The following is an 18,953-nucleotide window of genomic DNA, read 5'->3' as shown; positions in this document are numbered from 1 at the left end:
CTCTCCCTTTTGCACTTCTTATGTTCTCGGAATGCCAAAATACAGCGTATCTTCGAAAATTTTCCAACTGTTTTGTACATTTCGCCCTGTTATAGGCGAATACCTCTCACTTTAGTTAGATATAGTATACATCAAGGGGAAACAAAAGTCCAGCAATTTTACACAATTGCTGGACTTTTTTGATGAGAATTTTGTTTGGTTTCCACAGGGAATGACTGGGAATGTCGAGAAAACAGACAAAACCGCATTTATTTGTTCAAAAAATGTTGCGGCGAATCAAGTCGAGGGCGGTGGAAGCCGCCTGCATGCGCACGCGGTCGCGTCCATTGGTGGACTTCATCTTGCGGGTGTAGTGCTGCCCCTTGCACCAGACGCTGATGTATACCAGACCGACGGGCTTTTCCTCCGTGCCGCCGCCCGGGCCGGCGACGCCCGTGATGCCTACGCCGACATCCGCACCGAGCGCCTTTGCCACGCCCTCGGCCATCTGCTCAGCTACCTCGGGAGATACCGCGCCGACCGTGTCGAGCGTTTCCTTTTTCACGCCCAGCACATTCATTTTGACCTCGTTGGCGTACGAGCATACGCCGCCGAGATAGTAATCCGAGCAGCCGGGTACATCAGTGATGCGCTTGGACAGCAAACCGCCCGTGCAGCTTTCCGCCACGGCAAGCGTCATGCCGCGTGCGCGCAGCCCGTCACCTACGACCTGCTCCAGCGAATCCACGTCGACGCCGTACACGTCGTCGCCCAGCAGGTCGCAGATTTTCGCCACGACCGGCTCAAGCAGCTTTTCGCATTCCTCGGGGGTTTCCGCCTTAGCGGTCACGCGTGCAAAGCATTCCGAGGTCTTGGCATAAGGCGCAATGGTGGGGTTGGTGCTGCTTTCCATCATATCGTGCAGGATGGTCTCCATATTGCTCTCGCCCAGACCGAATACGCGGACGTTGCGCGAAACGATGCAGCCGCCCGCAAACGGATAAAGGTAAGGCATGGCGCACTGCTTCCACATCGGCTCGCACTCGCGCGGCGGGCCGGGCAGCATGATGACGTGCTTGCCGTATGCCTCAAACGCGCAGCCGGGCGCGGTGCCCCATTCGTTCACGAACACCGTGCAGCCCTCGGGCAGCCACGCCTGCTTTTCATTGTTCGGGGTCATTTCGCGGCCGATGGTCTGGAAAAAGTCCTTGATGCGGTCGAGCGAGGGCTGATGCAGCGCCATTTTGCGGCCGAACACGGTCGCGAGCGTCTCTTTGGTCAGGTCATCCAGTGTGGGGCCAAGGCCGCCGGTTGTGATGATGATATCCGCACGGTCGCGCGCGGTCTCAATGACATGGCGCAAGCGCGCCGGGTTGTCGCCGACGACGGTCTGGTAAAATACGTTGATGCCCAGTTCGCTCAGACCCTGCGAGATGACCTGCGCATCTGTGTTGACAATGTCGCCCAGCAGGATCTCCGTGCCGACGGCAATCAGTTCTGCGTTCATGGAAATAATGCCTTCTTTCTTGCTTTACGGTAGGTGAATGATTTCGACACCTGCAACGGCTTCCTCGACCAGCGCATCTACATCCAGATGGCTCTCCGCTTCGAGGATTTTCGGCATCTTGGGCTTGGTGTTCGGGTGCTTGGGGGTGAACACCGTGCAGCAGTCCTCATACGGCAGGATGGAGGTTTCAAAGGTGTCGATCTTGCGGGCGATGGTGACGATTTCCTCCTTGTCCATGCCGATGCACGGGCGGAAAATCGGCAGCTCGCACACTGCGCCGGTCACGCCCATGGCGGGCATGGTCTGGCTGGCGACCTGTCCGAGCGACTCGCCGGTGATGAGCGCGCCGCAGCCGTATTCGACTGCCATTTTTTCGGCAATGCGCATCATAAAGCGCCGCATGATGAGCGTGAACAGCTCTTCATGGCACTTTTCGCGGATTTCCTCCTGGATTTTGGTGAACGGCACGACCATGACGCTCATGCGGCCGCACCATGCGGTCAGCTTGCGGCCCAGCTCGAGTACCTTATCCTTGGCGCGTTCCGAGGTATAGGGGTAGCTGAAAAAGTGTACGCCAACCAGTTCCAGACCGCGCTTGGCCATCATCCAGCCTGCAACTGGGCTGTCGATGCCGCCCGAAAGCAGGAGCGCGGCTCTGCCGTTCGAGCCGATCGGCATGCCGCCCGCGCCCGGCTCGGGGCCTGCGTGGACAAAGGCGTACTGTTCGCGGATTTCGACGTGCACCGTCAGGTCGGGGCCATGCATGTAGGGGCGCACGTCCGGAAAACGGTCGGCCAGCTCGCCGCCGACGTGCTGGCTGATCTCGGTCGAGGTCATCGGGAACTTCTTGTCGCCGCGCTTGGTCTCGACCTTGAAGGTTTTCGCCTGCGCAAAGCGCGGCGCAAGGTAGCTCTGTGCGGTGTCGATGACGCTTTCGAGCGTCTTTTCTGGGCAGACCGCCGCGCGAGAGATGGTTGCAAAGCCGAACACATGGCGCGCGCAGTCCATAACCGCGTCTGCATCCGCGTCCTCGGGCACTTCGACATAGACCACCGACTGGCGCATGGAGATGTTGCAGTCCGCGACGTGCTTCATACGGCGGGACAGATTTTTGAGCAGGCGATCTTCAAAGGTTTTGCGGTTAAGGCCTTTGAGTACGATCTCTCCGCACTTGAGCAGCAATACTTCTTTCATAGTTTCTCCTTTATTTATCGTTTGAACATTTTCTGACCCTTTTGCGCGGCTGTGATAAAAGCGTCCACATCTTCCTTGGTGTTCGATGGACAGAAGGACACGCGCAGCGCGCTGTCCGTGCGCGTTTTGGGCAGGCCGAGCGCCTTGAGCACGCCGCTTTGCTTGCCTTTGGAGCAGGCTGAGCCGCTTGAAACATAGACCTCGTCGCTCTCCAGCACACGCAGCATGACCTCGCTCTTACAGCCGGGAAGCGACAGGTTGACCACATGCGGGATATCGCCCGCGCCGTTGAACGCTGCGTCCGGCAGCTGCGCCGTAACCTGCGCATGCAGATAGTCGGCAAGGCTTTGCACGTGCGCAAAATCCTCGTCAAAGTGCGCCATGCGGATTTCGCACGCTTTGGCAAAGGCTGCGATATTCGGCAGTGCCTCGGTGCCCGGACGCATCCCCTTTTCCTGTCCGCCGCCGAACATTAAGGGCGGGAGGCGCAGCCCTTTTTTGACATACAGCGCGCCAATGCCTTTGGGCGCGCCGATCTTGTGACCGGACACGCTCATCAGGTCGCAGTTCCACTTTTTGGGCGTGAGCTTGACCCGCGCCAGCCCTTGCACTGCGTCGATGTGGAACAGCGCGCGCGGCGCTTTGGCGCGGAGCAGCGCGCCGAGTTCGGCCACAGGCTGCACCGTGCCGATTTCGTTGTTGACCAGCTGGCAGGACAGCAGCACTGTGTCCTCGGTCAGCGCGTCTGCGAGCGCGGCGGGCGTGATATGGCCGGTCTCATCCGGCGCGAGGAACACAACGTCAAACCCCTCGGCGGCGAGCTGTTTACAGGTGTTGAGCGTTGCCGCGTGCTCGATTTCGGTCGTGATGATGCGCCCCTTTTGATGGCGGTTTAAGTGCGCGACCCCGCGCAGGCTGATGCTGGTGCTCTCCGTGCCGCAGGAGGTAAAGCAGGTCTCCTCCGGCAGGCAGCCAAGCGCGGAAGCCACTGCTTTCCTGCTGTCCTCCAGCAGGTGAGAGGCGTTTATTCCCATTTGATGCAGGCTTGACGGGTTGCCGAAGCAGGTGCACATCGCGTGCATCGCAGCCTCAGCCGCTTCAGGCAGCACTGCCGTCGTCGCCGCATTGTCCAGATAATGCATGTCCTTTCCGTCTCCTTTGATAAGTACATGGATATTTTACAACGGTGTATGCCCTTTTACAAGTCAAAAGGCGCAAATCAGGATTGAAAAGAGCGGCGTGCTATGCTATACTTTCACTGTATGACATGCTGAAAGCGTGTCCGAGAGCAGAAAGGAAGGAAATCCTATGCCAGGTAAGGTAATTCTCGGCGCTCAGTGGGGCGACGAAGGCAAGGGCAAGTTCATTGATATCTTCGCGGGCAAGGCCGATCTGGTCGTCCGCAGCCAGGGCGGCAACAACGCCGGTCATACCGTTGTGGCAAACGGCGTGAAATACAAGCTGCAGCTCATCCCTTCGGGTATCCTGTATCCGGATTGCACGAATGTGATCGGCCCGGGCGTGGTGGTCAACCCCAAGGCGGTGCTGGGCGAAATCGACGGCCTGCACGAAAAGGGCGTTTCGACTGATAAGCTGTTTATCGACGCGCGCTGCCATTGCATCCTGCCGTGGCATCTGGAGCTGGACGCGCTGAGCGAAGCGGAAAAAGCCAAGGAAGGCACCGCCATCGGCACGACCAAGAAGGGCATTGGCCCGACCTATATGGATAAATCCGAGCGCAGCGGCGTGCGTATGCATGATTTTGTCGATGCAGAGCGCTTTGAAACCGTTATCCGCGAGGCATGCGCGCACAAGAACCGCGTCATCACTGGCGTGTACGGCGGCGAGGCGATCGACGCGGATGCGGTGATCGCGGAGTACCGCGAATACGCCGACCGGCTGCGTCCCTATGTGTGCGATACCTCCATCCTGACGTGGAACGCGGTCAAGGAGGGCAAGGAAGTGCTGTTCGAGGGCGCGCAAGGCACGTTGCTCGACCTTGATATGGGTACCTATCCGTTTGTCACCTCGTCGCATCCGGTGGCGGGCGGCTGCTGCATCGGTTCGGGCGTTGGCCCGACGGCCATCGACAGCATCATGGGTATTTTCAAGTCCTACACCACCCGCGTGGGCGAAGGTCCGTTCCCGACTGAGCTGTTTGATGAAACGGGCGATTACATCCGCAACGCCGGCGGTGAGTTCGGCACGGTTACCGGCCGTCCGCGCCGTACCGGCTGGTTCGATGCTGTGGTCGCGCGCTATGCGGTGCGCGTCAACGGTCTGACCGAAGTCGTCATCAATAAGATTGACCCGCTGCGCGGCCTGCCCAAGCTCAAGGTCTGCGTGGGCTATAAGCTGAAGAACGGCGAAACCGTCACTGAGTTCCCGGCGAACTTCATGGATCTGGTGGATTGCGAGCCGGTTTATGAGGAGTTCCCCGGCTTTGACGAGGATATCACGAATTGCCGCTCGTTCGGCGAGCTGCCGCAGACGGTACAGGATTATATCCATGAACTGGAGCGTATCATCGGTTGTCCGATCACCATGCTGGGCGTTGGTCCGGCACGCGATCAGGTCATGACGATCAAGTAATAAGAGGAAAGGGCGCAAAGTGCATTGCTTTGCGCCCTTTTGCTTTTCTGTCAACGGAAAGGAGAGAGTTCCCTGATGACGCTGACAACCGAACGGTTGACGCTCCGCCCCTTTCGGGAGGATGATGTGGAAGCGCTTTACGCTTACTCCAAGGATGAGGAAGTGGGACGGAATGCAGGTTGGAAGCCGCATGAAAGCCTGCTGGAGTCGAGCGATATCCTGCATCTGGTTTTCCTGAACCAATCGAGCGTATGGGCGATCGAGCGACAGACTGATCGCCGCCTGATGGGTTCGATCGGGCTGATCACCGACTCGGCGCGGCAATACGGCTCGGCGCGTTCGCTCGGCTATGCGCTGGGTGTAGACTACTGGGGACAGGGGTATATGACAGAGGCGGTGCGCGCGGCGGTGCGCTTCGGCTTTGGCCAAATGGGGCTGGATCTGATCAGCGCGACCTGCTATCCGGACAACCCCGCTTCACGCCGTGTGCTGGAAAAATGCGGTTTTCAATATGAAGGCGTGCTGCACCGCGCGGAGCTGCTGTATAACGGGCAGGTGAAAGATCACCTGTGCTTTTATCTGCCGCATGAAAAAGCGGCAAATCTGGACTGGTATGTGGGAAAATAAAAAATTTTCTTACATTTCTCTGCAAAATGTGCTATCATTATCTTAAGAGAAAGTAGTAGGCGGCAGCGTGAAAACGCTGCCTGCCGTCGCGTTTCGGCACAGTGAGGAGGAGTACCATGTATCAGGCGGGGGAATTTATCGTTTACGGAACCAGTGGCGTCTGCCGGGTGGAGGCGGTCGGTAAACCGCCCTTTGATACGGAGGAGGATAAGCCGTATTATACGCTCACGCCTGTTTCCGGAACGGAGACCATCTATGTCCCCGTGGATTCCTCGGTGTTCACGCGGCCAGTCATTTCGCGCGTACAGGCGGAACAGCTGATCCAGACCATTCCGACCATTGAGCTGGATGGCTTCACTTCGCACAGTATGCGCATGTCGAGCGAGCACTATCAGGCGGTGCTGCAAAGCCACGACTGCCGTGAGCTGGTGCAGCTCATCAAGACGGTCTATGCCAAATCCCGTCGCAGCGGACGGCGTGTCAGTCAGGTTGACCAGCGTTACCGCAAGCGGGCGGAGGATCTGCTGCACGGGGAACTGGCGGTTGCGCTCGGCATTCCGCTCGGCGAAGTGCAGCCGTACATTGCGCATACGATTGCGCAGTACAAGAAAGATACGAAAAAAGCATGAAAAAACGGGGGCGTGGCTGCAAAGCCGGCCCCCGTTTTGCAGTAGTGTATGGGTTCACTTTTCCAGCGGCTTATCATATTGCCGCACACGGTCGGAATCGGTCAGACCACTGGTAGTCGGGTCGTTCAGTGCACTCCAGATATTGGACGCAATCAGAAAAAGACAGTATGGGTTGCTGATCGCCTGACGGACGACATCCCAAACCGCGCCCCAGCTGGTCATATCGGAAGCGGTCAGGCTGGCATAGGTCAGCATGGTAGCGGAAATACCCAGCAAAAGCTGCATCCAGAACACTGGGTTTTTGAGACGGACACGCAGATTCATGGATGAAAAAACCTCCTTTCATCGTTTCGGACCGCCGCCTTTTGGCCGGGGATGGACAAACAGCGCACCGGCGGCTGTTATCATAGTATGAAAGGGCGGGTGTAAATGCCAGCGCGGGGTTGCAGCGGCGGCAGATGGGATGCGGCGGTGCGCTAAAAGTGCTCTAAAAGCGTTTTTTGTTTACCTTGCGTGTAGTTCGTGCTATACTATATAAAAAGTTTTTATGTTTGGGGGAAATTTTTTGAATACCATTCCCGATTGTGTGTTTCACTCCCGCAGTCTGGCCTGCAAAACGCCGTATGGCGCGGTGCCTGCCGGACAGACGGTTGAGTTTTCCGCCTATCCGAAGCGCGAACACGGTACGGAGCATATCACCCTCTGGGTGGAGGAGGACGGCAAGGAGCCGGAGGCGTTCCCGATGCGCTGGTACGGTCTGGCCGGTGCGCGCGACCACTATACAACCAGCTTTACGCCGTCCCATCCGGGTTTGTACTGGTATTACTTCACCATGGATACAGCGGACGGCCCGCGCTATTGCGCGCGCGGCTATGCCGGACGCGCGGAGATCATTGACACGCTGGGCGACAAGTACCAGCTGACCGTATATGATCCGGGCTACCAGCCGCCGCGCTGGTTTGGCCGGGGCATCACCTATAATATTTTCCCTGACCGTTTCTGCCGGGATAAAGTGCCCGTCCAGCCTGAGGGGGAAGGGATTGCGCCGCGCGTGCTGCACGAAAACTGGGACGATATCCCGGTTTACCGGCCGGATGAGAACGGCGAGATCCTCAATAATGACTTTTTCGGCGGCACGCTGCGCGGGGTCATCAGCAAGCTGGATTATCTGGAAAGCCTGCATGTGACCACCATCTATTTCAATCCGATGTTTCAGGCGTATTCCAACCACCGCTATGACACGGGCGACTACAAGCGCATCGACCCGCTGTTCGGCAGCGAGGAGGATTTCCGCACGCTGTGCACGGAGGCTGCGGCACGCGGCATGCGGGTGGTGCTGGACGGTGTGTTCAACCACACTGGCTATGACAGCCGCTACTTCAATGCCCGTGGCAGATACAACAGCGTTGGGGCGCATCAGTCTCAGGATTCGCCCTATTACCGTTGGTACGATTTTCAGGAGTGGCCGGACAAATACGGCTCATGGTGGGGCATCTATACGCTGCCGCAGGTGCGCGAGATGGACGAAAGCTATCTCGACTATATCATTGAGAGCGAGGACAGCGTCGTGCGCCGCTGGCTGCGGCTGGGTGCGTCCGGCTGGCGGCTGGATGTGGCCGACGAGTTGCCCGATGCTTTCATTCAGAAACTCAATGCCGCAGCCAAGCGGGAAAAAGCGGATGCGCTGGTCATCGGTGAGGTTTGGGAGGACGCTTCCAACAAAATTGCCTATTCCGAGCGCCGTAAGTATTTTCAGGGCGGTGAGCTGGATAGCGTGATGAATTATCCGCTGCGTGACGCGATTTTGTCCTTCCTGAACGGCGGAACAGCGGAACACTTTGCGGAAACCATGGAATGCATCCGGGAAAATTATCCGCGCGATGTGTTTTATAACCTGATGAACGTCATTGGCACGCATGATACGGCGCGCGCGCTGACTTTGCTGGGTGTTTCCGATGAGGAATGGAAGATGGACCGCGACGGGCGCGCGCATTATGAGCTGCCGCCCGAACGGCTGGCAAATGCGCTGCGCAAGTTGCGCCTGGCGGCGGTCATTCAGTTCACCATGCCGGGCTCGCCCACCATTTATTACGGCGATGAGGCTGGACGGCAGGGGTTTGAGGATCCGTTCAACCGTCGGACGTATCCGTGGGGGCAGGAGGACCGGGAGCTGCTGGCGTTTTATCGCCGCCTGTGCGCACTGCGCGCGGACAGCAACACGCTGGCGGACGGCGACCTGCATTTTGTGCGCTGCCACGGCGCGCTGCTGCAATATGAGCGCGTGAGCGATACGTCCCGCATGATGGTGATCGTCAACCGCGGCCATCATCATATCCGCACCTGTGTGCAGGCGGTTTACGCGGTGGATATGCTCAGCGGAACGGGATTTGAGGACGCAGACAGCCACGGTGTGCACATTTCGGTGCCGCCGGAGGCTGCCTATGTGCTGCGCTGCTTCGGCACACCGTAGAAAAGAGGTAGATTAGGATGAATATGCGCGAAAAACAGCTCTCCCATCGGTATTTTTTTGAAGGGAAGATTATGAAGGCACGACTGGACGAGGCGCTTCTCCCTAACGGCAAGACCGCGCAGCGCGAGGTGTGCGAGCATGTCGGCGGCGTGGGTGTGCTGCCGATTGACCGCGACGGCAATGTGCTTCTGGTGCGGCAGTTCCGCTACCCGTATGATACGGAGCTGCTGGAGATCCCGGCGGGCAAGCTGGATCACGGCGAAGGGGAGAGTATTGCCGACTGCGGCGCGCGCGAGCTGAAGGAAGAAACCGGCTGCACGGCAGGGCGTCTGGTGCCGCTCGGCTGCGAATACCCCTCTCCGGGTTTTCTGACCGAGGTCGTGCACCTGTTTGCGGCGCTCGACCTGACTGAAGGCGAAATGCAGCCGGATGAGGATGAATTTGTCGAGGTGGTGCGGCTGCCGCTGGCCGAGGTGGAAGCCATGGTCGAGCGTGACGAGATTCGCGACGCCAAGACCGTGGTTGCGCTGTACCGCGCCAAGCTCAAGGGGCTGTACTGATCCGAACGCAGCACCCGTCAACCCTCTGTGAAGGAGGTCATTTATGGATAAGAAAAAAATTCTGGTCGTTGAGGACGAAAAAGCGATTGCGGACATTCTGGTGTTCAATCTCCAGCGCGAAGGATACGATACGATGGTCGCGTATGACGGTGCGGACGGTTTGCGCGCCGCTTTGGAGGACGCGCCCGACCTGATCCTGCTGGATGTGATGCTGCCTTCGATGGACGGTTTTGAAGTGCTTGGGCACATCCGCGAAAAGCAGGATACCCCGATCATCATGCTGACCGCCCGCGAAGAGGAAACCGATAAGGTGCTCGGTCTGGAACTGGGCGCGGATGACTATATCACTAAGCCGTTTTCCATGCGCGAGCTGATGGCGCGCGTCAAAGCGAACATGCGGCGCACGCTGTCCGGGGAGGAGCGGGAAAAGCCTGCGGTGCCTTCGGGCGGCGGCCTGCGTATTTCGCGTGACAACGGCATGGTGTATAAAAACGGGCGGGCGCTGGAATTGTCCGCGCGTGAATTTGATATCCTTTGCTTCCTGTCCGCAGCCCCCGGCCGCGTGTTTTCGCGCGAGGAGCTGATGGAGAAGGTCTGGGGCTATGATTATTACGGCGATTTGCGCGCGGTCGATGTGGCGATCCGCCGCCTGCGCGAAAAGGTAGAGGACCAGCCCGCCAGCCCGCGCTATATCATGACCAAACGCGGCATGGGCTATTATTTCAGCGATGAATAACGGATGAACCGTGCCATGCGCACGGGATACAGAGAAAAACGGCGCGGCTGCGCTCCGCACGCCGGAGGTGTTGTTTTGTTTCGTTCCTTACACATGAAGCTGGTGCTGATTCTGGTGCTGATGATCATATCGGTCATGGCGGTGGTGGGCACGTTCCTCATCAACAGCGTCAATACGTTTTATCTGGACAGCTTCTATGAGCAAATGCAGAACGTGTTCAACCAATCGAGCACGATGGATTCCCTCAAGGAAGCGGCGGCTGAGCAGGGTGCGCCCGGTTTGCAGACCGTCATTGAGGCGCGCGAAAGCGCGCTGGGCATTGACGATTATCGCAATTATTATATTCTGGATGCCGAGGGCCGGTATCTGGAAGGCTCAAACCCCAACATTACGCTGACGCGGACGAGCAACATTGTTGCTGCCATGGCTGGTGAGCTTGGCGCGCGCTCGTCCGTATCTGACAGCATGATGGATATTGCCGTGCCCATCGACAAGGAGGGCGACGGCAGCGTGGATTACATCGTGTACATCACGGATGACAAAAGCGAGATCTCCGACCTGTCATGGCGCTTTTTCCAAATCGTCATGCAGGCGATGATGTTCGGCCTGCTTGCGGCGATTTTGCTGTCCTTTTTGCTCAGCAAAACCATCACCACCCCGATCGAGCGCATCACCGAGGGCGCACGGTCGATCGCAGAGGGTAATTTCGATCAGGATCTGGGCGTACAGTCGTCCGACGAGATCGGCGAATTGACGCGCTCGTTCAACTACATGGCGCGGCAGCTCAAAAGCACGGTCGGCGAGGTGCAGGGCGAGCGCGATAAGCTCAATACGCTGTTCCTGCACATGACGGACGGCGTGGCCGCCTTTACAACGGATGGACGGCTGATCCACATGAACCCTGCGACCGAAAATATGCTGGGCGTGCGCATGGAGGATCAGCTGACCTTTGACGAGATCTTTGCCGATCTGGATATGGTCAGTTCGGATGAGACGGCCATGCGCAGCTTCCTGACCAGCGAGATCACGCGGCGCGACCGCGTGCTGTCGGTCACGCTTGCGCCTTACGGTGCGCTGGATGGCGAGGGCGGCGTGATTGCCGTCATCCACGACATCACCGAGCAGCGCCGTCTGGACGACGCACGGCGCGAATTTGTTGCCAATGTGTCGCATGAGCTGCGTACCCCGTTGACCAATATCCGCTCCTATACCGAAACGCTGCTGGACGCTGCGGGCGATATTCCGATCGACACGGAAAAACAGTTTTTGGGTGTTATTTCGAGCGAATCCGAGCGCATGGCGCGCATCGTGACCGATCTTTTGACGCTGTCTAAGCTGGATTACGGCCGGATGGAGCTGCGCATGACGCGGTTTTCGCTGTCCGATCTGCTCCAGAAGGTGGCTAATGCGATGCGTTTGACCGTACAGGATAACGGCCATGAGATGATCGTGGACGCACCGGACACACTGCCCGCTATCGTGGGCGACCGCGAGCGCATCGAGCAGGTTGTGGTGAACATCCTGTCCAACGCGGTCAAATATACGCCGTTGGGCGGGCATATCCGCCTGTCGGCTTGCGTACCGGCGGAAAACCGTGTGCGCATCACAGTGGAGGATGACGGCGTGGGTATTCCAGCGGCCGACGTGCCGCGCCTGTTTGAGCGCTTTTACCGTGTGGATAAGGCGCGCAGCCGCGCCGCCGGCGGCACGGGCCTCGGCCTTGCGATTGCCAAGGAGATCGTCGAGCAGCATGAGGGCAAGATCGCGCTGGCCAGCGAATATGGCAAGGGGACGACTGTGACGATCACGCTGCCGACCAACCTGGCCCCGAACAGCGAGGAGGGGCCGGTATGAGAGGCGCGGAGCGGTCGGTCAAAAATACGGCGAAAAATGTGTCGCTGATCGTTCTGGTGCTGCTGCTTCTGACGCTGTGCGCTGCTAACTGGCTGACCGGGCTGAATGTGGCTCAGATGCCGGCGGACAGTCTGCTGCGGCGTGCGCACGACCAGTTATTTGGCGGCGCGGTGGGCTATGAGCTGCGCTCGTCCGGTGTAGCTGCCGCCGAACCGGTGCAGCTTGCGCTGACTGTGGACGGGCAGCTGTATGGCGTGCAGTATAATGTGACGGATATGGATGCGACGGTTGCTTCCGTGCGTGACCTATGGGCGCAGGTGCTGACGGGCGAAGAGCTGACTCCTGCCAGTGAGGACGAGCTGAACGCTGCGCTGCGCGCCGGAGACTGCGCTGAATTGCGCTATCATGGTGCAATCCCGCTGGGAGCAATTGCAGGCTGGATGGGCGGCAACTGGAAAGATGGCAGCGAGGTCTATGTAGAAGCGCTGATCTATGCGGCTGGTTCCGAGCAGCTGTTTGTGCGCACTTTGGATGGTGCGCTGTATATGGCTGCGGCAAAGGCGGATAAAAGCGTGCTGGAAAGCGCGCAGCATGCGTTTCGTGGGCAGCCTTGCAAGTTTTCTGGTGAGTCATATGCGGTGTATCCGGAAATGTTGCTGTTTGACAGCGAAACCCTGTCCCTTCCGCTGCTGCGCAATGAGCCAATCGATCTGTTTTCCACGCGCAGCGGAACCGGGCTGGAAGAGCTGCTGCAAGCGTTCGGGTTCACAGCCTATGCGGATTTTTATGCCGAACAAAACGATGAGGTCCGCGTATTCATTGATAACGTGAGTACGCTGCGCGTGAGCGCTACGGGATTGCTGCAATACGCTGCCTCGGCGGAGAATACCACGGTGCGCGCCTATGAAGAGGGCGAAGTCAGCGGCCAATCCGCACTTGACGCACAAATGGACTGCGCTCGTCTGGTTTTGGATGCGGCGCTGCGGGTGGCCGAAACCAATACGCATGCGTCCCTGTATACAGTCGGGCAGGAGGACGGACAGACCACACTGGTCTTTATGCAGATGTACGGCGGTGTGCCGGTGTTGGGAGAAAGCGATTTTGCGACCTTCGCGTTCGAGGACGGCGCGCTGGTTTCCGCAACGGTCCGTTTGCAGAGATTCTCCGCACAGGATACCAGCCGCATCGTTCTGCCGGCTAAGCAGGCGGCTGCGGGCGCTATGGGAGAGGCGTGTGGCCTCATGGTGGCTTATCGCGAAAAGGACGACGGAAGCTACGCCCCCGCACGTTTCTACCTGAGAAACGCAGACTGACAGGAGGTGAGACCGCTTGCAGTGGGATAAAGTAAAAAATGTGCTGATCGTTATTCTGCTGGCGGTTAACCTGTTTCTGATTGGAAATTTCGGTGTAAAGCTATGGCAGGACTACCAGCGTGGCGAAGAGCTGGTGGCGGATCTGCGCACGTTGACACAGGAATATGGTATGCAGTTGGATGATGCGTTCCAGCTGCCCAAGGATAAGGTGCTGCCGACGCTGTCGATCGACCGCAGCCGCGCAGATGAAGAGGCGGTCGCGCAGGCTATGCTGGGAGAGACGGCCGAGCGCACCGAGCAGGAGGACGGCACGGTGCTGTTCGAGAGCGATGCCGGTCGGGTGGAGTGGCACGCAGACGGTACGGTGGAAGCAGAATGCACAATCGGGCGGGAGGCACCCGACGACGCCTCCTCGGCGCTGCGGCTGGCGCGGCAGCTGTTATCCGGCTGGGGGCTGGAGGTAGAGCATGGCTCTACACAGGCAGACGGTATGACTGTTGCCATGACCGGGACGGTCGCGGGGCAGCCGGTACACGACCGTGTGCTGACGCTGCGGTTTGACGGGGATGGTAACGTAGCTTTAAGCGGATTGTGGAGCTTTGGCACGCCGTATACCACCGTGCAGGGCAGCGGCGTATCCTGCAATGCAGCGGATGCACTGCTGGAGTTTGCCGCGCGGGCGCAGGATGTCAAACGGATCGACTCCATGACGGTCGGTTACCGCATAGAGGTGGACAGCAACCGCCGCTTACAGCTTACGCCGACTTGGAAGATCGAGACGGATTCGGGTGAATATTTGGTGGATTGTGCCAAAAAAACGATTGTAGACCAGGAAAATTGAAAAAAATCTTTCCTTTATCAAAAATTGTGGTAAAATAGATTGATGAGAAAATTTGCGGGCGCACGCATGCGCGCGCCCGGTCATAGAATACAGTAGAAGACAGTTTACGCGACGGAACGCGTATTGCAACAGTGAGGAGTAGGTAGGTTTGACCAAATATGTAATCAACGGCGGTAAAACGCTCAATGGAGAGGTCACAATCTCCGGCGCAAAGAACGCGGCGGTTGCGATCGTCCCGGCAGCGCTGCTGGCGGACGGCCCGGTTCGCATTGAGAATGTGCCCAAGATTATTGATGTGACGCTGCAGCTGGAGATCATGCGCGAATTGGGCGCGCAGATCCGGCTGCTCAACGCAACGACAGTAGAAATCCAGAACACCCAGAACCCCAGCCTGAAGCCGCATGAGCTGGAGCGCAAGCTGCGCGCTTCCTATTATCTGCTTGGCGTGCTGCTGGGCAAATACGGCTATGCTGAAGTCGCTATGCCGGGCGGCTGCAACTTCGGCGGCGTGCGTCCGATCGACCAGCACATCAAGGGCTTTGAAGCGCTGGGCGCAAGAGTGACGCTGCCCAAGGGCGGATACATCCGCGCCGAGGCCCCCGAAGAGGGTCTGCACGGCGCACATATCTATTTCGATGTGGTTTCGGTTGGCGCGACGATGAACATCATGCTCGCAGCTGTTCTGGCGAAGGGTCAGACCATCATGGAAAACTGCGCCAAGGAGCCGCATATCGTCGATCTGGCGAACTTCCTCAATGCCATGGGCGCAAACGTCAAGGGCGCGGGCACGGATGTCATCAAAATCCGCGGCGTCGAGCGTCTGCACGGCGGCACCTATTCCATCATCCCTGACCAGATCGAGGCGGGTACATTCATGGCGGCCGTTGCAGCCTGTGGCGGCTCGGTGCTGGTCAAGAACGTTATCCCGAAGCATCTGGAATGCATCACGGCAAAGCTCAAGGAAATGAACGTCGAGGTCACCGAATTTGACGATGCGGTGCTGGTGCGCCGCGAAGGCCGCCTGACCAAGACCAACATCAAGACCATGCCCTATCCGGGCTTCCCAACCGACATGCAGCCGCAGATGACGACCGCACTGTGCCTTGCCGAAGGCACAAGCATTGTCACCGAGGGCGTGTGGGACAGCCGTTACCGCTACACTGAAGAGCTGACGCGCATGGGGGCCAACATCCATGTAGACGGCAAGATCGCGGTCATCGAGGGCGTAGAGGAATTCAAGGGCGCACCGGTACGCGCGCACGACCTGCGTGCGGGCGCGGCGATGGTCATTGCGGGCCTTGCAGCCAAGGGCGTGACCGAGGTCGAGCAGGTGCAGAACATCGAGCGTGGCTATGAGACGCTGGTGGAGAAGTTCGTGGCGCTGGGTGCGGATATGTACCGCTCCGAGATCCCGGATTCCATGGGCGCGGCGGAGCGCGCGTAAACAAAGGAACAGATACAGCGGAGGGGGGCAACCTCTCCGCTGTTTTGAAAAGCAAAGGAGTTTCAGCATTGGCAGAGCGGTATTATTACAGCATTGCGAGCGGGTCGACGGGCAACTGCGGCCTGTACATGGCGGATGGGACGGCGATCCTGATTGATCTGGGCGTATCCCTGCGCAAGATCACAACGGCGCTGGCCGGGCTGGGCCTTGGGCTTGCGGATATTTCCGCTGTGCTGCTCACGCATGAGCATATCGACCATGTCAAGGGCCTGCCGATGTTTCTGAAAAAAGCGAAAGCGCCTGTGTTCGCCTCACACGGCACAGCGGAAGCACTCGCGGCAAAAGAGCCGTCCTGCGCCGACCGTCTGAATGAATTTGACAGCGGAGAGGCCTTCTGGGTGCGCAATGTGGACATCGCAACCTTTGCCACACCGCATGACGCGGCGGAAAGCGTCGGTTACATACTGGAACACGGCAGCCATCGCTTTGGCTTTGCCACCGATCTGGGCTTTGTGCCGCGCGAGGCGGCCGATTTGCTGCGCGGCTGCGAGACGGTTGTGCTGGAGAGCAACCACGACCCGCACATGTTACAGGCAGGGCCGTATCCGTACACGCTCAAGATGCGCGTGGCAGGTCCGGCGGGGCATCTGTCCAACCCGGACTGCGCGGTGTTTGCAGCCGATCTGGTGCGGCACGGCACGCGCAATCTGGTATTGGCGCATCTGAGCGAAAAGAACAACATGCCGGCGCTTGCCCTGCAGCAGACAGTCAGCGCGCTGCACGGCTTGCCGGATTGCGCGGTGCAGGTTGCGCCGCGTGACGGCATGGACGCACCGGTGCTGTTTGGGGAGGAAGCGCTATGCTCGCTGTCCGGCTGATCTGCGTCGGCAAGCTCGGAGAAAAGTTCTGGGCGGATGCCGTACGGGAATATGAGAAGCGCCTTGGCGCATATTGTAAATTAGAGATTGTGGAGCTGCCCGAGCAGCGCTTGCCGCAGACGCCCTCGGCGGGCGAGATCGAGCAGGCGTTGGACAAGGAAGCGGCGCTGATCGAGAGCAAAATTCCGCAGGGCGCGGCGGTGATCGCGCTGTGCGTAGAGGGCAAGCCCATGTCCTCTGAGCAGCTGGCGGACTATCTCGGTCGCCTGACCGTGAGCGGTACAAGCCGGTTATGTCTGGTGATCGGCGGGTCGTGCGGCCTGTCCGACCGGATCAAGGCGCGCGCTGCGCTGCGCCTGTCCATGTCGCCGATGACGTTCCCGCATCATCTTGCGCGCGTGATGGTGCTTGAGCAGTTATACCGCGCACTCAACATTGCCGCGGGCGGCAAATACCACAAATGAGCCGGAGACAGGATTGCAAGACCCGCTATCCCATTCTGCTGGCGCACGGTCTGGGTGTCACTGAACACGGCGGGCTGTATGTGCCGTGGGGGCGTGTGCCGGAGGCACTGCGCGCACGAGGGGCGGAGGTCTGCTTCGGCGGGCAGGACGCATGGGGCAGCATCGAAACCGGCGCGGCGCAGCTTGCCGAAGCGGTGCACAAAATGCTGCGGCTGTACGGCTGCGAGCGTGTCAACATCATTGCCCACTCCAAGGGCGGTTTGGAAGCGCGCCATCTGATTTCCGGGATGGGGTACGGCAAATATATCGCATCGCTGACGATGCTCTCCACCCCCAACCGTGGTTCGCGTGTGGCCGAGCTGCTGCTGTATGCACGGCCGGGCGTTGCGGTTTGGGCGCGCGGCAACGACGCATGGTGGCGGCGCGGCGGAGACCAAAATCCGGACGCGCTGCGTGCCGGTGAGCAGCTCACGCCTGCCTACTTGGAGGAATTTAACCGCACCCATCCGGACGCGAACTGCGTTTATTATCAAAGCTGGGGCGCACGGCTGGGCAAAAACAACGCGGACGCCGCGATGCGGGTGACGCATGACCTGTTTTACCCCGCGCACGGTGACAGTGACGGACTGGTTACGCCGCAGTCTGCGCGCTGGGGCCGCTACCGCGGCACGCTCGAAGGCGTAAGCCATCAGCAGCTGGTCGATGCACAGGGCAAGGATGACAACTGCTTTGATGTGCGCCAGTTTTATATCCAGCTGGTACAGGAATTGGTGCAGATGGGATTTTAAAACGGTGCATGCAAGACCTTTTGCATGAATCTTTACAAAAAGCATTTACATTACGCGCGCGATTCGGTAAAATAAAAAGTAAGAGAAAAATACACAACAGGAGGGGCGCCCCATGATTATCACGATAACGCTCAACGCTGCGCTCGACCGTACCCAGCGCATCGAGCATCCGCTGGTGGTCGGCAAGCTCAATCGTGCAGTATCCAGCCATCTGGAACCCGGCGGCAAGGGGATCAATGTATCCCGTGCGATCAAGGCTCTCGGCGGCAACAGTGTTGCGCTGGGCTTTTGCGGAGGTACAAACGGCCGTATCCTCAAGGATATGTTAACTTCTGCGGATATCCACCATGATTTTGTCGATATTTCGGGTCAGATGCGCGTGAATACGCAGATCATCGACGCGCAGGGCGGGCACACTGAGGTTAACGAACCCGGCAGCAAAATTGAGGACGCGGACTTCCTGCGTTTGCTTGACCGCATGGAAATGTACCTGCATGAGGGGAATATTTTCGTTTTGGCCGGTTCCACACCGCCGGAATTCCCGCTCAAGAACTATCGCAAGCTGTGCAAGCTCATCAAAAAACGCGGCTGCAAGCTGATTATCGACGCGCAGGGCGAGCTGCTGCTGGAGGCGCTGCAATGCGAGCCGGATTTCGTTAAGCCTAATATTTTTGAACTGGCTGAGGCCGTGGGCGACAAGCCCTCTGCTGATCCTGAAGTGGTTGTTGTGTCTGCGCGCAAGATGCTGGATATGGGCGCGCGCGCTGTATGCGTTTCTATGAGCCAGGAGGGCGCGGTGCTGGTGTCCAAGGACGAGAGCGAAGCGCTGTACGTCAACACCAACCCCAAGATTTATGACGAAGGCTCGGTTGGCACGGGCGATGCGATGGTCGGCGCGATTGCCAACGCCATGCATAACAAACTCAAGTTTGACGAGATGGCGCGTCTGGCGGTTTCGACTGCGCGCGCAAGCTGCCGTCTGGCAGGCACCGAGATGGCGACCCTCAAAAAGGTGTACGAGGTGTACGAAACCACGCAGGTCTACATACTGTAAGCAAATGAAAAAAGCCGGACGGT

General features: G+C 58.7%; 18 protein-coding genes. 14 read left to right on the top strand and 4 right to left on the bottom strand.

Features of this window, described 5'->3' with window-relative positions:
* Positions 1-256: 256 nt before the first annotated feature.
* From ABGT74_RS04580 to ABGT74_RS04570, 3 genes are read right to left on the bottom strand one after another with little or no spacing between them, the layout of a single operon-like run.
* A complete protein-coding gene (locus tag ABGT74_RS04580) occupies positions 257-1,486 on the bottom strand; it encodes a competence/damage-inducible protein A (RefSeq protein ID WP_346704657.1) in 1,230 nt (409 codons plus the stop codon).
* A gap of 24 nt (positions 1,487-1,510) precedes the next feature.
* The gene (thiI, locus tag ABGT74_RS04575; protein WP_346704656.1) at positions 1,511-2,680 is read right to left on the bottom strand and encodes a tRNA uracil 4-sulfurtransferase ThiI; all 1,170 of its coding nucleotides are present in this window, start codon (positions 2,678-2,680) and stop codon (positions 1,511-1,513) included.
* Between the two features lie 14 nt (positions 2,681-2,694).
* Positions 2,695-3,822 (bottom strand): cysteine desulfurase family protein, encoded by a 1,128-nt coding sequence (locus ABGT74_RS04570; protein WP_346704655.1) that lies wholly within the window; start codon positions 3,820-3,822, stop codon positions 2,695-2,697.
* A gap of 166 nt (positions 3,823-3,988) precedes the next feature.
* Between ABGT74_RS04570 and ABGT74_RS04565 the strand changes: the two genes are divergently transcribed.
* From ABGT74_RS04565 to ABGT74_RS04555, 3 genes are all read left to right on the top strand, one after another.
* A complete protein-coding gene (locus ABGT74_RS04565) occupies positions 3,989-5,272 on the top strand; it encodes an adenylosuccinate synthase (protein WP_297283297.1) in 1,284 nt (427 codons plus the stop codon).
* 75 nt (positions 5,273-5,347) lie between these two features.
* The gene (locus tag ABGT74_RS04560) at positions 5,348-5,899 is read left to right on the top strand and encodes a GNAT family protein (protein ID WP_346704654.1); all 552 of its coding nucleotides are present in this window, start codon (positions 5,348-5,350) and stop codon (positions 5,897-5,899) included.
* Positions 5,900-6,015: 116 nt separating this feature from the next.
* Complete coding sequence (locus ABGT74_RS04555) at positions 6,016-6,528, top strand: CarD family transcriptional regulator (RefSeq protein ID WP_346704653.1); 513 nt, start codon at positions 6,016-6,018, stop codon at positions 6,526-6,528.
* 54 nt (positions 6,529-6,582) lie between these two features.
* Here the strand turns inward: ABGT74_RS04555 and ABGT74_RS04550 are convergent, their stop codons facing one another.
* Positions 6,583-6,852, bottom strand: a complete 270-nt coding sequence (locus ABGT74_RS04550) for a phage holin (RefSeq protein WP_297283294.1) — start codon at positions 6,850-6,852, stop codon at positions 6,583-6,585.
* A gap of 241 nt (positions 6,853-7,093) precedes the next feature.
* Between ABGT74_RS04550 and ABGT74_RS04545 the strand changes: the two genes are divergently transcribed.
* From ABGT74_RS04545 to ABGT74_RS04495, 11 genes are all read left to right on the top strand, one after another.
* Positions 7,094-8,998 (top strand): glycoside hydrolase family 13 protein, encoded by a 1,905-nt coding sequence (locus ABGT74_RS04545; RefSeq protein ID WP_346704652.1) that lies wholly within the window; start codon positions 7,094-7,096, stop codon positions 8,996-8,998.
* A gap of 71 nt (positions 8,999-9,069) precedes the next feature.
* Complete coding sequence (locus tag ABGT74_RS04540; protein ID WP_346704651.1) at positions 9,070-9,558, top strand: NUDIX hydrolase; 489 nt, start codon at positions 9,070-9,072, stop codon at positions 9,556-9,558.
* A 43-nt stretch (positions 9,559-9,601) separates the two neighbouring features.
* On the top strand, positions 9,602-10,294 hold the full coding sequence (locus ABGT74_RS04535) for a response regulator (RefSeq protein ID WP_297283291.1): 693 nt from the start codon (positions 9,602-9,604) through the stop codon (positions 10,292-10,294).
* A gap of 75 nt (positions 10,295-10,369) precedes the next feature.
* Positions 10,370-12,148, top strand: a complete 1,779-nt coding sequence (locus ABGT74_RS04530; protein WP_346704650.1) for an ATP-binding protein — start codon at positions 10,370-10,372, stop codon at positions 12,146-12,148.
* Positions 12,145-13,461: a hypothetical protein gene (locus tag ABGT74_RS04525; protein ID WP_346704649.1), complete on the top strand. Its 1,317-nt coding sequence runs from the start codon at positions 12,145-12,147 to the stop codon at positions 13,459-13,461. The genes ABGT74_RS04530 and ABGT74_RS04525 overlap by 4 nt, the downstream gene beginning before the upstream one ends.
* A gap of 16 nt (positions 13,462-13,477) precedes the next feature.
* The gene (locus ABGT74_RS04520; RefSeq protein ID WP_346704648.1) at positions 13,478-14,302 is read left to right on the top strand and encodes a hypothetical protein; all 825 of its coding nucleotides are present in this window, start codon (positions 13,478-13,480) and stop codon (positions 14,300-14,302) included.
* A 148-nt stretch (positions 14,303-14,450) separates the two neighbouring features.
* The gene (locus ABGT74_RS04515) at positions 14,451-15,746 is read left to right on the top strand and encodes a UDP-N-acetylglucosamine 1-carboxyvinyltransferase (protein WP_297283287.1); all 1,296 of its coding nucleotides are present in this window, start codon (positions 14,451-14,453) and stop codon (positions 15,744-15,746) included.
* A gap of 68 nt (positions 15,747-15,814) precedes the next feature.
* Positions 15,815-16,624, top strand: coding sequence for an MBL fold metallo-hydrolase (locus tag ABGT74_RS04510; RefSeq protein WP_346704647.1), 810 nt, complete (start codon positions 15,815-15,817; stop codon positions 16,622-16,624).
* Positions 16,606-17,088, top strand: coding sequence for a 23S rRNA (pseudouridine(1915)-N(3))-methyltransferase RlmH (gene rlmH, locus ABGT74_RS04505; RefSeq protein ID WP_346704646.1), 483 nt, complete (start codon positions 16,606-16,608; stop codon positions 17,086-17,088). Before ABGT74_RS04510 ends, rlmH begins: the two co-directional genes overlap by 19 nt.
* Positions 17,085-17,876 (top strand): hypothetical protein, encoded by a 792-nt coding sequence (locus ABGT74_RS04500; protein WP_346704645.1) that lies wholly within the window; start codon positions 17,085-17,087, stop codon positions 17,874-17,876. Before rlmH ends, ABGT74_RS04500 begins: the two co-directional genes overlap by 4 nt.
* A gap of 112 nt (positions 17,877-17,988) precedes the next feature.
* On the top strand, positions 17,989-18,930 hold the full coding sequence (locus ABGT74_RS04495; protein ID WP_346704644.1) for a 1-phosphofructokinase family hexose kinase: 942 nt from the start codon (positions 17,989-17,991) through the stop codon (positions 18,928-18,930).
* The last annotated feature ends 23 nt before the right edge of the window (positions 18,931-18,953 follow it).

This window comes from uncultured Agathobaculum sp. (assembly GCF_963927765.1).
Classification (GTDB): Bacteria; Bacillota; Clostridia; order Oscillospirales; family Butyricicoccaceae; genus Agathobaculum.
Note: the sequence above shows the minus strand (reverse complement) of the source record. Positions and strands in the feature narration are given on the sequence as shown.